Source organism: Leptothrix toolikensis (SeqCode), from assembly GCF_057922285.1.
The window spans coordinates 24,671-38,615 of sequence record NZ_JBYSVC010000002.1; the positions used below are offsets into that span (position 1 = coordinate 24,671).

Below are 13,945 nucleotides of genomic sequence, written 5' to 3' on the forward strand. Positions count from 1 at the left end.
TCTCTTAGGCTCCGTCCAGTGACATCACGGCCGCCAGACTGCGAGGCTCTTCCGCCTCCAGCACCTGGCTGGCCATGCGACTCAAGCGACCCGTGTCAGCACGCAAGACACGCTGCTTGACGGCCAACACACGGGTGGGGTGCATGCTGAAGGTCCGCAACCCCATACCGAGCAACAAGTCGGTGAACTCGATATCACCGGCCATCTCACCGCAGACACTGACACCCTTGCCGGCCTCACGGGCCAAGCGGATGGTGCGCTCGATCTGGTGCAAGACCGCCGGATGCCACGGATCGTAGAGATGCGCTACCGACTCATCGGCACGATCAATGGCCAAGGTGTATTGAATCAAGTCGTTGGTGCCGACCGAGACAAAGTCAAAGTGGCGTAAAAAGACCGGCAGGATCATGGTCGCCGCCGGAATTTCGATCATGGCCCCAATCTCGACCTCACCGTAGCGCACCCCCGCATCACGCAACTGCTCACGGCAGCGTTTGAGAATATCGAGGGTCTGGCGGATCTCGCTGGCGCGCGAAATCATGGGAAAGAGCAACTTGACCGATCCATAGGCTGCTGCGCGCAAGATGGCCCGCACCTGCCGACGGAACATGCTTGGATCGGCCAAACTCCAACGAATAGCACGCAAACCCAGGGCCGGATTAAGCGTGTGCTCGTGGCGCAACTCAGCATTGGTGAGCCGCTCCAGCGGTTTATCCGCACCGATATCGACCGTACGAATCGTGACCGGCAAGCCCTTCATCGCCATCACCGCAGCGCGATAGGCCTCGAACTGCTCATCCTCATCGGGCAGTTTGCCGCCCCGATTCATGAAAAGAAACTCACTGCGGAAAAGCCCGACCCCTTCGGCCCCAGCCTCAAAGGCACCTTGTGCGTCCTCGGGCATTTCGATGTTGGCCATCAAGGTAACGCGCTCACCGTCCAAGGTAACGGCAGAACGATGCTTGAGCCGAGATAATCGCTCTCGCTCTAGTCGCCCTTGGCGTTGCCGGAAAACATACTCATCGAGGATGATCGGCGAGGGATTAACGATCACCAGTCCGGCGTCACCGTCGATGATCACCCAATCATCTTGCCGAATCAGCCGACTGGCTTCGCGTGCGCCCACCACGGCCGGGATATCCAAACTGCGTGCCACGATAGCGGTGTGCGAGTTGCGGCCACCGACATCCGTCACAAAGCCGGTAAACACACTGCGCTTGAAATGCAGCATGTCGGCGGGTGCAATGTCATTGGCAATCAAAACCAACGGGCCTTCCACCCCGACCTCCCGGTCGATGGCAGCACTTAGCGGCCATCCGGCACGCGGACGGTCATGTTTAGAGACCAGCGCCGCCAACACCCGCTCAGCCACTTGCTCAATATCGGCCTTGCGCCCACGCAGATACTCGTCTTCCATGTCGTCGAACTGCCGCACCAACACATCGAGCTGGGCCGTCAGTGCCCACTCGGCGTTGTAGTGCCGTTCGGTGATCCAGACACGGATCGCTTCTTCGAGGGAGCCGTCATGCAACAGCATGAGATGCACATCCATCAACGCAGCCAGCTCTTGGGGTGCGTCATCCGGCAAATCGCGCTTGAGCGCCAACAACTCCGCCCCAACCCGATCACGGGCTTGGCGCAGGCGCTCAATCTCGGCACCGATCTGGGTCACGTCAATGAAGTAATGCGCCACATCAATGCGGCTGGAAGCCACCAGCACCGCACGACCAATGGCAATACCCCGCGACACGTGCAACCCGAAGATCTGCATGCTCATGACCAGATCTCCCTATTCGCCTTCGCCGAACTTGTCGGCAATCAGAGCGCGCAAAGCATCCATGGCGTCTTGCTCGCGCTCCCCCAGGGTTTCAATCTCCACTTGAGAGCCCAAGCCAGCGGCCAGCATCATGACCCCCATGATGCTTTTGGCATTCACCCGTCGGCTGTTGCGCGTAAGAAAGACTTCGCAAGGGAAACTGGCCGCCAGTTTGGTGAACTTGGCGGAGGCCCGAGCATGCAGCCCGAGCCTATTGCTGATGGTGATGGTGGTTCGAATCATGACTGGGTTGCAAAACCTGATTTTGGGGACGCGTCGGCGTGATCGGCATGACTCCTTGGGCCCCGCCCACCATCGCCCGATTGATCAATTCATCCAAAGGTAAGGCAGCATAAGCGAGTGCTCGCCAAAGCATGGGCACATTGACACCGGCCAAGATCCGAACACGCTGGCCATCGGCAACTTTTTGAGCCACGTTGGCAGGCGTGGCACCAAAAACATCGGTCAGGATCAGGGCTTCATCAACCAAGCCACCTTCAGCATCGGGGCGATGGCGATCAAGGGCTGCACGCACCGCAATCTCGATGTCTTCCAAGCGATCATGGGGATGGACATCGACCGCTTCCAAAGCCACCACGGGCTCCGGAAAAACATGTCGAGCAACATCCTGCAAAGCGGACGCCAAGGGTGCGTGGGCAACAATGAGAAGTCGGACCATGGGGCATTATCAAACGGAAATTCGCTCTTAATGTGCCAAGACTGCATCTCGTTCGGCTTTGGGCAGCGCCGCCAAGCGCTGGACCTCGGCATAGAAGCGCGGGAAATCACGCCCACAACGTTCAAAAAGACGCTCAAAGGCCGGAACCTCGGTGTTGTAAGCCGCTAAAACAGCCAACGAGGCATTGTTGGCGCGCTCAAACCAAGCGTCGTAGCCCGCATAGCCCTCCCAGAGATCGGTCTTGATGCGTGCATAGTCCGTACGCAACGCCGCATAAAGCTGCGTCTTTTTCTGGCGTTTTTCAGCGTCGCTGATCGAACTTTGAAAAAGTTGCTCCAAATCCGCCCGAAAACGCATCGTCAAGGCCCTGAATGCTTCGCGCTGGCGCTCTAGGCGCTCAAAGTCAAGCCGAACGGTTTCTTGGCTTGGCGTACTCAACCAGCGCTGCACACCGAGACGCTCCACCGCTGTCGCAAACGACTCGTTAAAGACCGTATCACCGGCAGCAAACGCCACCTGATGGGCCAATTCATGAAAGATCATCTTGGCCAGATCCGCCGGAGCGTTGTCAATGAAAGTGTTGAGCAACGGATCGGCAAAATAATCTCCGGGCAATCGACCCAAGGTCGAATACGCCGGCACGCCATAAACCATGACCTCCAAGCCCTGATCGCGCAAGGTCTGGGCGTAGGCTTGCGCTTGCGCACGCTCGAAGAAACCTCGGTAGCCGACACACCCTACGACTGGAAAGCACGAGGTGTGCAGAGCCAAGGACAGCTCCGGTGCAGCCACCACATTCCAGACTGCGGCACTGCGCCCTAGATCGGCATAACGACGATAACTGGCGTTGTCAGGCAAGGCCAATGCCGAAACCGCAAAGGCCCGCATCTCTTGCGTCATCAACAAACGCTGCTGGAGCTTGGGTGGCGTTTGCGGATCAGCCAGCACGTCACCCACCGGCCGGGCGGCCTGAAGCATACCCAGATGCCCCCCCACAGACTGCAAGAGATAGCCCGCCGACGAGCACCCCACCAGGCCCGTCAAAACGATCATCCCGGCAGCACCGACGAGGCCCCAAATCAAGCGACGACTTTTTCTCATGCGCCCAAGTCTAAACACCGGCCACAGCGCGCGGCTATGATCCCCCAAGCCCGCACCATGCCCATGATCTACGTATCTACCCACGCCCACTGGAGTTTCGTCGCATGAAGCCAATCGACGCCATCGCGGAGGCTACCGCTGAGATCACCGCCTTCCGACGCGACTTGCACGCCCATCCTGAGCTCTGCTTTCAGGAGTTCCGCACCGCCGAACGGGTGGCCGCACAACTCACCGAATGGGGCATCCCGGTGCATCGGGGGCTGGGCGGTACCGGCGTGGTCGGCATCTTGCGCCACGGCAGCAGCACACGTGCCATCGGCTTGCGGGCCGATATGGATGCGCTGCCCATGACCGAACACAACCAGTTCGCCCACGCCAGCACACACCCCGGACGCATGCATGCCTGTGGTCACGACGGGCACACCGCCATGCTGCTGGCCGCAGCGCGCTACATGGCACTGCAACGCAACTTTGATGGCACGGTCTACCTGATCTTTCAACCCGCCGAAGAAGGCGGTGGTGGTGCGCAAGCCATGATGAAAGATGGCCTGTTCGAGCATTTCCCGATGGATGCCGTGTTTGGCATGCACAACTGGCCCGGACTGCCCGAAGGCGATTTCGCCGTCTGCGAAGGGCCTTGCATGGCCTCCAGCAATGAATTTCGCATCAAGATCCGAGGTAAAGGCGCGCATGCCGCCCTGCCGCACAACGGCATCGACCCGGTGTTGATCGCCTGCCAGATGGTGCAAGCCCTCCAGAGCATCATCACGCGCAACAAAAAACCGGTGGACGCGGCCGTGCTATCGGTGACGATGATCCATGCGGGCGAAGCCACCAACGTGATTCCCGACACCTGCATGGTGCAGGGCACGGTACGCACCTTCACGCTGGAGGTTCTTGATCTGATCGAAGCGCGCATGCGTCAGATCGCCGAGCACACCGTGGCCGCGTTTGGGGCCGAGTGCGATTTCGAGTTCCATCGCAACTACCCGCCAACCATCAACCATGCCAACGAAGCGCGCTTCGTGCGTCAAGTGATGCAAGAGGTGGTCGGCGAAGCGCGAACCCATGTGTTCGAGCCCACCATGGGTGCCGAGGACTTCAGCTACTTTTTGCTTGAGAAACCCGGGGCTTATTTCGTCATCGGCAACGGTGACGGCGATCACCGTGCTGCGGGACACGGCTTGGGGCCATGCATGCTGCACAACCCCAACTACGACTTCAATGACACCCTTCTGCCGCTGGGTGCCACGTTTTGGGTACGACTGGCCGAAACGTGGCTTAAACCGATCTGAGACGGCTCAGCAACCCAGCGGTTGAGCCATCCAAGCCAGCGACGTCGCCACTGCCTAAGCGTGGCAGCAACTGGCTACACAGCGCCTTGCCAAGCTCTACCCCCCATTGATCGAAGCTGTTGATGCCCCAGATCGCACCGCTGGTGAAAACGCGGTGCTCGTACATCGCAATCAACGCCCCAAGCGATGTCGGTGTGAGTGCTTCTAGCACCAAGGTTGTGCTGGGCCGATTACCCGGGAAAGTGCGATGGCGCGCCACCGTCAGCTCGTTCAGGGCTTTGGACGCCGTGGGGGCTTTTTCAGCCAGCGCTTCGTTGGTCGATTTTCCCAGCATCAACGCTTGGCTCTGGGCCAAACAGTTGGCCAGCAACTTGCGCTGTTGGTCGGCCAAGCCCACAAGCACCGTCTCCGGCAACGGGGCCGGACCATAGTCGGGGGTTTTCACCGCGATGAATTCCACGGGAATGACATCGGTGCCTTGGTGCAGCATCTGAAAATAAGCGTGCTGCCCGTTGGTGCCGGCCTCGCCCCACACCACAGGTGAGGTGGCGAAAGGCAGGGGCACACCCGTCAGATCGACACACTTGCCGTTGGATTCCATCTCCAGTTGCTGCAAATACGCTGGCAGACGACGCAAGCCTTGGTGATACGGTGCCAGCGAGCGACTGGTGAAACCGTGGAAGTTGCGATACCAAACATCCAGCAAACCCAGCTGGACCGGCAGATTGGTTTCGAGCGGCGCGGTGGCGAAATGCTGATCCATGGCGTGTGCTCCCGCCAGCAAAGCCCGAAAACCCTGCTCACCCAAGGCAATAGCCAGCGGTAAACCGATGGCGCTCCAGAGCGAATACCGCCCACCCACCCAGTCCCAAAAGCCGAAGGTGGTGGTGATGCCAAAAGCAGCGGCCGTTTCCAGATTGGTGGTGGTCGCCACAAAATGGCGCGCTACATCGGTGCCCCCGTTGGCCACAAACCAAGCCCGCGCCGCGTGCGCATTGGCCATGGTTTCTTGGGTGGTGAAGGTCTTGGAGGCAATGATGAATAGCGTGGTGGCGGGATGGAGCTTGCGCAGCACCGGCACAAGATCATGTCCATCGACATTGCTGACGAAGTGGAAGCGCAGCTTGGGATGCACAAAGGCATCCAGCGCCGGCACCACCATTTGCGGTCCCAAGTCTGAGCCACCAATGCCGATGTTGACCACATCGGTAAAGCCATTCACGCCCATGCCCGCCACGGCACGCACGCTCTCAGCGTAGGCCAGCATGTGATCAAGAACGTCATGCACCTCGTCGCTGAACAGACCCACACCGCGCGGAGCGCGCAAGGCGGTATGCAACACCGCACGACCTTCGGTCAGATTGGCCTCAGCGCCAGCCAGCATGGCATCGCGCCGCGCTTCAAGCTGACACTCGCGCGCCAATTGCACCAGCATCGTGCGCACCGCAGCATTCCAGCGGTTTTTCGACAGATCCGCAAACACCTCGGGGGCTTGCAGACTGAAGCGCTCAAAGCGGTCAGCTTCATGCGCAAAGGCATGACGTAGATCGAAGGCGCGGCCCTCCGTGTCGAAATGCTGGCGCAGGGCAGCCCAAGCAGCCGTCTGATCGCAGCGAGGAGCGTTCAATACCATGGGTGTTCTCTTTTCAACCAAGGGCCGGGCCGGGCGCTGACTCGATCATCCGGTCGAGCTTGAGGGCATCGGCTGCGAAGGCACGGATGCCTTCGGCGAGTTTTTCGGTGGCCATAGCGTCTTCGTTGAGCGCATGGCGAAAGGCGGCTTCGTGATAACTCAGTGCGGGCACATGGGCGGTCTTGGCCTCTTGGGCATCAAGGCGGCGCACCACCGGCGCATCCCCCGCATCAACGGCTTGCAGCTGGGCCAGCAACTCGGGGCTGATGGTGAGTAGATCGCAGCCCGCCAAAGCCAGAATCTGGCCCACGTTGCGAAAGCTCGCGCCCATCACTTCTGTCGGGATGCCGAAATGCTTGTAGTAGGTGTAAATCTGCGTCACCGATCTCACCCCGGGGTCGTTCAATCCGGCATGAGCCAACTCATCCCATCCCAATCCGGCAGACTTTTTGTACCAGTCGTAGATGCGACCCACGAAGGGGGAGATCAGGGTCACCCCCGCTTCGCCGCAAGCCACAGCTTGGCAAAAAGAAAACAGCAAGGTCAGATTGCAGTGGATGCCTTCGCGCTCCAGCACCCGGGCTGCTTGGATGCCTTCCCACGTCGCCGCAACCTTGATCAGCACCCGCTCACGCGGCACTCCAGCATGCTCATACAAGGCCATGAGCCGATGGGCACGCGCCACGGTGGCAGCGGTGTCAAAACTGAGTCGAGCATCGACTTCAGTTGAAACGCGCCCCGGGATCAGCGCCAAAATTTCGCAGCCGAAACGCACCAAAACTTGGTCAACGATGTCCGGCAACGGTTTGCCTCGATGCGTCGCCACGCATTCAGCCAACAACGGCGCGTACTCGGGCTGCTGCACAGCCTTGAGGATCAGGGAGGGATTGGTGGTCGCATCGTGAGGTGCAAACTGGGCCAATTGCCGGAAGTTGCCGGTATCGGCGACGACCGTGGTGAACTGCTTGAGATGTTCCAGTTGGGTCAGCATGACTTCAAAGTGGGATCTGGTTCGGCGGCAATGGTACCCCACCACGCGCTAAATCAGTAACCAAATTACGCGAAAACCCTGATAGATATCTATTTCTTGATTGACGTCATGTCACACCATGGGCATCATGTGGATGAAACTTTGTTTCACAACATTGTTGCAATGATGTTCCAAATCCAACCTCTTTGATCCGGACTCGACCATGTCTTTCGATCTCGTGTTTTTCGGTGGCACCGGCGATCTGACTTGGCGCAAGCTCATGCCCGCGCTGTTCCAAGCCTTCAGACACGGCAAATTGCCTGAAGGGGGTCGCATCTTGGCGGTAGCCCGCGATGAGCAAAGCGACGAGGCCTATCGAGCTTGGCTCAAAGAGCGCTTTCATCACGTCGATACGCCCAAACGGCCCTCGGACGAAGAATTCGCTCAATTTGCGAGCATGGTCTATTACCGCCGGATGGACCTGTCGCAGGCCAACGACTACGAGCACCTCAAGCATTGGCTCCATGAGCGCGCCGCCGACACGGTGGTGTTTTTCTTGGCCACCAGCCCGCATCTGTTCACCCAAGTCTGCGAACGACTCGGCCAGGCGGGCCTGAATGGTCCGAACACGCGTTTGGTGCTCGAAAAACCGCTCGGCCATGATCTGAAGAGCGCGCTGGAAATCAACCGGGCGGTGAGTTCGGTGTTTGATGAGAACCAAGCTCTGCGCATCGATCACTACCTCGGCAAGCCTTCCGTGCAGAACCTAATGGCGCTGCGGTTTGGCAACGCGCTGTTCGAACCCTTATGGCGGCGCGAGAGCATTGCCAACATCCAGATCACCTTGGCCGAATCGCTCGGGGTGGGTACTCGGGGTGACTTTTATGATCGCACGGGCGCACTGCGTGACATGGTGCAAAACCATGCCCTGCAACTGCTCACCATGATCGCCATGGAGCCGCCGATCTCTAGCGATGCCGATGCGATCCGCGACGAAAAGCTCAAGGTGCTGCGCTCCCTCAAACCCTTCACCCCCGACTCGGTCAACCGGGATGTGGTGCGCGGCCAGTACCGCAGCGGCAGCATCCATGGGCAAAGCACGCCGGGCTATTTGGATGAACCCAAAGTGCCCAAAGAAAGCCACTGTGAAACCTTTGTAGCCCTGCGCACAGAGGTTCAAAACTGGCGTTGGGCAGGGGTGCCGTTCTATTTACGCACTGGCAAGCGTTTGGCGGCGCGTGATGCGCAGATCGTGGTCAATTTCCGGCCCGTGCCTCATCCGATTTTTCGGGGATCGCAACACGCCAACAAATTGGTGATCAAGCTCCAACCCGAAGACGGCTTGGAGCTGCATCTGATGGCCGTCAAAGGGTCCAGCTCAACCGATGTGCTCTCACCCGTGTCCTTGGATTTGGACTTCGGCAAAGCCTTTCCGACCGAGCGAGTCGGGGCCTATGAACGTCTTTTACTCGACGCCATCAGCGGCAGACTCAACTTGTTTGTGCGTAGCGATGAACAAGTCCAAGCTTGGCGCTGGGTCGAGCCGATTTTGGACACGTGGGCCCGTGAAGAAGAGTCCGGTGCTGGCGGACCGCGTGGTTACGTCTGCGGCAGTTGGGGTCCAGCGGCTTCCAGTGCCTTGGTGGCCCGCGACGGTTTTGCGTGGAGTGAGGAGCAGTAAAGTCGCGCCATGTTCCACGAGCCCCCATGGGTCGCACGCCCCTCCACGGCGTTCGCGCCTCCTCAAAGACTTCCCATGCTAGATCGTATTCGCGCCTGCCTGCCCGCCCTTTCACCCGCTGAGCAGCGGGTGGCCAAGCTGGTCTTGGCCGATCCACGCAGCTTTTCCAGCTTGCCCGTGGTGGAGCTGGCGGTGCGTTCGCACGTCAGCAAACCCACGGTGGTGCGTTTTTGCCGCAGCGTAGGCTATGACGGTCTGGCGGACTTCAAACTCAAACTGGCCGGTACCGTCAACGAAGGCGTGCCCTTCGTCCATCGCGCAGTGGATGAAGACGACAAGCCCGCTGAGCTGATCATCAAGGTGATCGACAACGCTGTCTCAGCGCTGCTGAAATACCGTAACGATGCCTCTTGCCATGCCTTCGAGCGCGCTATTGAGGCGTTAACGCATGCGGGCAAAGAGAAGAAACGCATCGAGTTTTACGGCGTCGGCAATTCAGGTTTTGTGGTGCAGGACGCCCAGCACAAGTTCTTCCGGTTGGGCGTCAACGCCATCGCTTACAGCGACAGCCATGTGCAGTTGATGGCCGCCACGATGCTGGAGCCCGGTGATTGCGCGGTGATCATTTCCAACTCGGGACGCAGCCGGGACGTGCTGGACGTGGCCGAAGTGGCCCGTAAGCGCGGAGCCACGCTCATCATCATCACGGCCAGTGGCTCGCCACTGGCGCGTGAAGCCAGCATCTTGCTTGCCGTCGATCACCCCGAAGATTTTGATCGCTACAGCCCGATGGTCTCGCGCCTGCTGCATCTCACCGTGGTGGACATCCTCACCACCGGCGTGGCTTTGCGCCTTGGGCCGAGCCTGCGGCCGATGCTGCAAGAGATCAAAAAAAACCTTCGCAGCAAACGCTACGCCGCACCCGAGGCTTGATTGACGTCAATCAGCTCGGTCACGCCGTAGACCTTTGCCAACTCGACCAAGGACAACGGCACCCCTTCGATCACCAGCCGTTTGGATGCATGCTGCGCTTGACGGCGGCAATCCACCAGCACCGCTAAAGCGCTGGAATCAAAGTGCTCCAAGGGGCTGAGATCCAGCAGCCACACCGGCTCGTTGGCCGGCACCAGCGCAAAAGCTGCTCGCAAGCCCCGTAAAACCGCTTGCGCGTTGGTCAAGGTGAGGTTGGCTGGGCAGGTGATCGTCATGGCGCGTTCAACCCTTGTTGGCTGCCGCTGATGCCGCCTTGTTCTTATCGGCCAGCTTCTGAATCAAGCCGTCGATCCCCCCGGCCGATATTTCTTGCGCAAAGCTGGAGCGATAGGTTTCGACCAGCCAGACACCCAAGACATTGAGGTCGTAGATCTTCCATGTGTCGCCCGACTTCTCGACACGGTAGTCAATCTGCAAGGGATCCCCCCGGCCTTTCAACTCCGAACGCACGATCACCTCGGTATCTTCCGGCTTGGCACGCAAGGGCTTGAATGCGAGGTTCTGATCCTTGATCTGCGACAGCGCACCGGCGTAGGTCCGGATCAGGAGCAACTTGAACTCGTCTTGCAAGCGTTTTTGCTGTTCAGGCGTGGCGTGACGCCAGTGACGACCGACGGCAGAAGCCGTCATACGCTGGAAATTGACATGCGGAAAAATCTTGGTATCGACCAGCGCAATCACCTTGCGCAAGTCACCCGCTTGAATGGCTTTATCCGCCTTGACCGTATCGACCACATCGGCCGAAATTTGGCGCACGAAGTCATCGGCCGCCACCTGAGCTTGAGCAGCAAACACCACCAGCCCCAAGGCCGTGGCACACAACAGAGAACGCATGGTCTTGATCATCTTTTTTCCTTGGCTAGTACGAGAACGGCCCAGTGAACCTTTTGGAGGACCGAGCACGTGATACCTCAGGGTCTTTTAAGGCTCCACACCTTCTTCGCTGTCTTCTTCAGGTGGATTGCCGTTGTAAATCTGACTGCGCCGACGCTGCAAAAAGCTGTCGCGAATGAACAAATACTTATCCAAGCTGATCGAATCCAACATGCCGGATGCGCCCAACAAATTCGCCCGTGAATGGACCAGCCGGGCAGCTGTCAACACATACCTGTCATACACCGGGGTGATCAGGCTATCGACCGAGCCATATTGATCGACGAGCGCGACACTCGAATCGCGCATCGTTGACGGGCCAAACAAGGGCCAAACGATGTAAGGGCCGGGCTTAACCCCCCAGACACCCAAGGTTTGACCCAAATCTTCGCCGTGGCGCTCCAAACCCAGCTCGGTAGCCACATCGAGAAGACCCAACAAACCGAACGTTGAATTGGTAAGAAAGCGCATCACGTCAGCCATGCCATCGGCCGGACGCCCTTGCAAAAACTGATTGGCGGCGGACCAAGCGTCTTGGGTGTTGGCGGTGAAATTGCCGATGCCCGTGCGCACCGGCTGCGGCAACCACTTGCGATAGCCCTGCGCTACCGGAGCCAGCACAGCTTCGTCAAGCTTGTCGTTGAAGCCGAAAACCGATCGATTCCAAGATTCAAAAGGATCGGGGCCGGCTTTCGTACTGGCACAGCCTTGCATCAGCAAGACGAGCGCCAACACCGCCGAGCCACGCCGAAAGGTCATTTGTGCGTCCCACCACCGCTATCGGCGGCCTTGTTGTAGAGGAACTGGCTAAGTAGCGCTTCGAGCACCACCGCCGATTGGGTCTGGGCAATCACATCCCCCGCTGCGAGCGTCTTTTCTTCAGCCCCTGGCTCCAGCCCGATGTACTGCTCACCCAACAAGCCGGCCGTCAGAATCTTGGCCGAACTGTCCTTGGGAAAGGCGAAGCGCTTTTGCAACGCCAGCTCGACCGTGGCTTGGAAGGTTTTATCGTCGAAGCGAATCGAGTTCACCCGTCCAATCACCACCCCAGCGCTCTTGACCGCAGCGCGTGGCTTAAGACCACCGATGTTGTCAAAACGTGCCTGCACCGTATAGGTGTCTTCGAAGGAAATGGCCAACAGATTGCCCGCCTTCAAAGCCAGAAACAGCAGCGCCAGCGCACCCAGCAAAACAAAGACACCGACCCACAGATCATGCCGAGATTTGTGCATGTTGTTTTCCCTTTCAAATCGAGAACATCAAGGCCGTGAGGATGAAGTCCATCCCCAAAACGACCAACGCCGACATCACCACCGTGCGGGTCGTAGCACGTGCTACCCCCTCAGGGGTGGGTTGGCTCTCATAGCCTTGGAGCAAAGCAATGTAGGTCACGGTGATGGCAAAGATGACACTCTTGATGACGCCGTAGCCGACATCGCGCAACACATCAACCCCGCCTTCCATCTGCGACCAGAAAGCGCCCTCATCGACACCAATCAGGACCACGCCAACCACCCAGCCGCCGAGGATCCCCACCGCACTGAAGATCGTGGCCAAGACCGGCAAGGCGATCAGCCCCCCCAGAAAGCGCGGCGCCAACACCCGCTGCACCGGATCAATGGCCATCATTTCCATTGCGGCCAACTGCTCGCCCGCTTTCATCAGCCCAATCTCAGCCGTGAGCGAAGTCCCCGCCCGACCGGCAAACAGCAACGTCGCCACCACCGGGCCCAACTCGCGCACCAGTGACAAGGCCACCAAGAGCCCCAAAGCCTCGGCCGAGCCATAGCGCTGCAAGGTGTAGTAGCCCTGCAACCCCAGCACAAAACCGACAAACAAGCCCGAGACCACGATGATGGCCAAGGAGTGGTTGCCGAGGAAATGAACCTGATCCGCCACCAAACCGGGGCGCTTCAAGGCCTGCGGACACAAGGCCAGCAAGCGAAAGAACAAGCGAGTGCCATAGCCGATGTTGCCCAGCCAGCGCCGAACCCCACGACCCACCCACAACGACGGCCAACGCCAACTCATGCCGACCTCCCGCCTTGGGCGCAGTTCAAATCTTCCGCAATCGAGCGTGCGGGGTAATGGAAGCACACCGGGCCATCAGGCGAAGCCGTCACAAACTGGCGCACCAAGGGATCCTCGCTGTGGCGCAATTCGTCCGGCGTACCTTGAGCTGCAATGCGCCCATTGGCGATGAAGATGACGTGATCGGCGATGGAGAAGGTTTCCTCGACATCGTGAGAAACAACGATCGAGGTCACCCCCAAGGCATCATTGAGTTCACGGATGAGTCGGGCCGAAATACCCATCGAGATCGGATCCAGCCCGGCAAAAGGCTCGTCGTACATGATCAGATCGGGGTCCAGCGCAATGGCACGGGCCAAGGCCACCCGGCGGGCCATGCCGCCTGAAATTTGGCTGGGCATCAAGTCGCGCGCACCGCGCAAGCCCACCGCATTGAGTTTCATCAGCACCAAATCACGGATCAGCTCTTCAGACAAATCGGTGTGCTCACGCAGCGGAAAAGCCACGTTGTCAAAGACCGAAAGATCCGTGAACAAGGCACCAAACTGAAAGAGCATGCCCATGCGCCGGCGCGCCGCAAACATCTGCGCGCGGCTCAAGGGCTCAAGATCTTGGCCATCAAACAACACCTTGCCAGACAGCGGACTGAGCTGACGGCCGATCAAGCGCAACACGGTGGTTTTGCCACCGCCAGAAGTGCCCATCAAAGCCACCACCGAGCCGCGTGGCACCACGATGTTGACATCGCTCAGGATGATCCGGTCCTCGTAGCCACAACTGACCGAAGACAGCTCCACCAGCGGCAGCACGTCAGTCTCTTGCGACCAACCAGCTTTGGCATCAATCGTCATGGAACCCCAGGAAAACGCCCCG

The 13,945-nt window shown here is 59.2% G+C and carries 15 protein-coding genes; 3 read left to right on the top strand and 12 right to left on the bottom strand.

All coding sequences use genetic code 11. From position 1 onward, the window contains the following. Window positions 1–4 precede the first annotated feature (4 nt). Genes ptsP through AC3VI7_RS00565 form a run of 4 tightly spaced genes read right to left on the bottom strand, consistent with a single transcriptional unit; the run spans window position 5 to window position 3,596 of the window. Entirely contained in the window at window positions 5–1,777 is a 1,773-nt protein-coding gene (gene ptsP, locus AC3VI7_RS00550; RefSeq protein WP_489668145.1) for a phosphoenolpyruvate--protein phosphotransferase, read from the bottom strand. 12 nt (window positions 1,778–1,789) lie between these two features. Then, window positions 1,790–2,059, bottom strand: a complete 270-nt coding sequence (locus AC3VI7_RS00555) for an HPr family phosphocarrier protein (RefSeq protein WP_489668146.1) — start codon at window positions 2,057–2,059, stop codon at window positions 1,790–1,792. Beyond that, entirely contained in the window at window positions 2,028–2,495 is a 468-nt protein-coding gene (locus tag AC3VI7_RS00560) for a PTS sugar transporter subunit IIA (RefSeq protein WP_489668147.1), read from the bottom strand. The genes AC3VI7_RS00555 and AC3VI7_RS00560 overlap by 32 nt, the downstream gene beginning before the upstream one ends. A gap of 27 nt (window positions 2,496–2,522) precedes the next feature. Further along, window positions 2,523–3,596 carry an aminopeptidase gene (locus AC3VI7_RS00565; protein WP_489668148.1) on the bottom strand — a complete coding sequence of 358 codons (1,074 nt, stop codon included), beginning with the start codon at window positions 3,594–3,596 and terminating at the stop codon, window positions 2,523–2,525. Between the two features lie 104 nt (window positions 3,597–3,700). On the opposite strand from AC3VI7_RS00565, the gene AC3VI7_RS00570 reads away from it, so the two are divergent. Then, window positions 3,701–4,891 carry a M20 aminoacylase family protein gene (locus AC3VI7_RS00570; RefSeq protein WP_489668149.1) on the top strand — a complete coding sequence of 397 codons (1,191 nt, stop codon included), beginning with the start codon at window positions 3,701–3,703 and terminating at the stop codon, window positions 4,889–4,891. Here AC3VI7_RS00570 and pgi read toward each other — a convergent pair. Continuing rightward, window positions 4,878–6,524 carry a glucose-6-phosphate isomerase gene (gene pgi, locus AC3VI7_RS00575; RefSeq protein ID WP_489668150.1) on the bottom strand — a complete coding sequence of 549 codons (1,647 nt, stop codon included), beginning with the start codon at window positions 6,522–6,524 and terminating at the stop codon, window positions 4,878–4,880. The genes AC3VI7_RS00570 and pgi overlap by 14 nt on opposite strands. Before the next feature lie 13 nt (window positions 6,525–6,537). Continuing rightward, window positions 6,538–7,515 carry a transaldolase gene (gene tal, locus AC3VI7_RS00580; RefSeq protein WP_489668151.1) on the bottom strand — a complete coding sequence of 326 codons (978 nt, stop codon included), beginning with the start codon at window positions 7,513–7,515 and terminating at the stop codon, window positions 6,538–6,540. A gap of 202 nt (window positions 7,516–7,717) precedes the next feature. Here tal and zwf point away from each other — a divergent pair, with 202 nt between their 5' ends. Together zwf and AC3VI7_RS00590 are read left to right on the top strand one after the other, a co-directional pair. Continuing rightward, window positions 7,718–9,175: a glucose-6-phosphate dehydrogenase gene (gene zwf, locus AC3VI7_RS00585; RefSeq protein ID WP_489668152.1), complete on the top strand. Its 1,458-nt coding sequence runs from the start codon at window positions 7,718–7,720 to the stop codon at window positions 9,173–9,175. A 75-nt stretch (window positions 9,176–9,250) separates the two neighbouring features. Beyond that, the gene (locus tag AC3VI7_RS00590) at window positions 9,251–10,108 is read left to right on the top strand and encodes an SIS domain-containing protein (protein WP_489668153.1); all 858 of its coding nucleotides are present in this window, start codon (window positions 9,251–9,253) and stop codon (window positions 10,106–10,108) included. Here the strand turns inward: AC3VI7_RS00590 and AC3VI7_RS00595 are convergent. From AC3VI7_RS00595 to AC3VI7_RS00620, 6 genes are all read right to left on the bottom strand, one after another. Beyond that, window positions 10,087–10,383, bottom strand: coding sequence for an STAS domain-containing protein (locus tag AC3VI7_RS00595; protein WP_489668154.1), 297 nt, complete (start codon window positions 10,381–10,383; stop codon window positions 10,087–10,089). The genes AC3VI7_RS00590 and AC3VI7_RS00595 overlap by 22 nt on opposite strands. A 7-nt stretch (window positions 10,384–10,390) precedes the next feature. Beyond that, window positions 10,391–11,002, bottom strand: coding sequence for an MlaC/ttg2D family ABC transporter substrate-binding protein (locus AC3VI7_RS00600; RefSeq protein ID WP_489668155.1), 612 nt, complete (start codon window positions 11,000–11,002; stop codon window positions 10,391–10,393). 87 nt (window positions 11,003–11,089) lie between these two features. Beyond that, window positions 11,090–11,800: an MlaA family lipoprotein gene (locus tag AC3VI7_RS00605; protein ID WP_489668156.1), complete on the bottom strand. Its 711-nt coding sequence runs from the start codon at window positions 11,798–11,800 to the stop codon at window positions 11,090–11,092. Continuing rightward, entirely contained in the window at window positions 11,797–12,273 is a 477-nt protein-coding gene (gene mlaD, locus AC3VI7_RS00610; RefSeq protein WP_489668157.1) for an outer membrane lipid asymmetry maintenance protein MlaD, read from the bottom strand. The genes AC3VI7_RS00605 and mlaD overlap by 4 nt, the downstream gene beginning before the upstream one ends. A 13-nt stretch (window positions 12,274–12,286) precedes the next feature. Next, a complete protein-coding gene (gene mlaE / locus AC3VI7_RS00615) occupies window positions 12,287–13,072 on the bottom strand; it encodes a lipid asymmetry maintenance ABC transporter permease subunit MlaE (RefSeq protein WP_489668158.1) in 786 nt (261 codons plus the stop codon). Further along, complete coding sequence (locus AC3VI7_RS00620; protein ID WP_369417735.1) at window positions 13,069–13,923, bottom strand: ABC transporter ATP-binding protein; 855 nt, start codon at window positions 13,921–13,923, stop codon at window positions 13,069–13,071. The genes mlaE and AC3VI7_RS00620 overlap by 4 nt, the downstream gene beginning before the upstream one ends. Window positions 13,924–13,945 lie beyond the last annotated feature (22 nt).

Excerpts from the sequence above, each read along its gene's own strand:
- mlaD (WP_489668157.1), bottom strand. The coding sequence starts at position 12,273 with ATGCACAAATCTCGGCATGATCTGTGGGTCGGTGTCTTTGTTTTGCTG.
- AC3VI7_RS00570 (WP_489668149.1), top strand. The coding sequence starts at position 3,701 with ATGAAGCCAATCGACGCCATCGCGGAGGCTACCGCTGAGATCACCGCC.
- AC3VI7_RS00565 (WP_489668148.1), bottom strand. The coding sequence starts at position 3,596 with ATGAGAAAAAGTCGTCGCTTGATTTGGGGCCTCGTCGGTGCTGCCGGG.
- pgi (WP_489668150.1), bottom strand. The coding sequence starts at position 6,524 with ATGGTATTGAACGCTCCTCGCTGCGATCAGACGGCTGCTTGGGCTGCC.
- AC3VI7_RS00560 (WP_489668147.1), bottom strand. The coding sequence starts at position 2,495 with ATGGTCCGACTTCTCATTGTTGCCCACGCACCCTTGGCGTCCGCTTTG.
- zwf (WP_489668152.1), top strand. The coding sequence starts at position 7,718 with ATGTCTTTCGATCTCGTGTTTTTCGGTGGCACCGGCGATCTGACTTGG.
- AC3VI7_RS00605 (WP_489668156.1), bottom strand. The coding sequence starts at position 11,800 with ATGACCTTTCGGCGTGGCTCGGCGGTGTTGGCGCTCGTCTTGCTGATG.
- AC3VI7_RS00620 (WP_369417735.1), bottom strand. The coding sequence starts at position 13,923 with ATGACGATTGATGCCAAAGCTGGTTGGTCGCAAGAGACTGACGTGCTG.
- tal (WP_489668151.1), bottom strand. The coding sequence starts at position 7,515 with ATGCTGACCCAACTGGAACATCTCAAGCAGTTCACCACGGTCGTCGCC.
- ptsP (WP_489668145.1), bottom strand. The coding sequence starts at position 1,777 with ATGAGCATGCAGATCTTCGGGTTGCACGTGTCGCGGGGTATTGCCATT.
- mlaE (WP_489668158.1), bottom strand. The coding sequence starts at position 13,072 with ATGAGTTGGCGTTGGCCGTCGTTGTGGGTGGGTCGTGGGGTTCGGCGC.
- AC3VI7_RS00595 (WP_489668154.1), bottom strand. The coding sequence starts at position 10,383 with ATGACGATCACCTGCCCAGCCAACCTCACCTTGACCAACGCGCAAGCG.
- AC3VI7_RS00555 (WP_489668146.1), bottom strand. The coding sequence starts at position 2,059 with ATGATTCGAACCACCATCACCATCAGCAATAGGCTCGGGCTGCATGCT.
- AC3VI7_RS00590 (WP_489668153.1), top strand. The coding sequence starts at position 9,251 with ATGCTAGATCGTATTCGCGCCTGCCTGCCCGCCCTTTCACCCGCTGAG.
- AC3VI7_RS00600 (WP_489668155.1), bottom strand. The coding sequence starts at position 11,002 with ATGCGTTCTCTGTTGTGTGCCACGGCCTTGGGGCTGGTGGTGTTTGCT.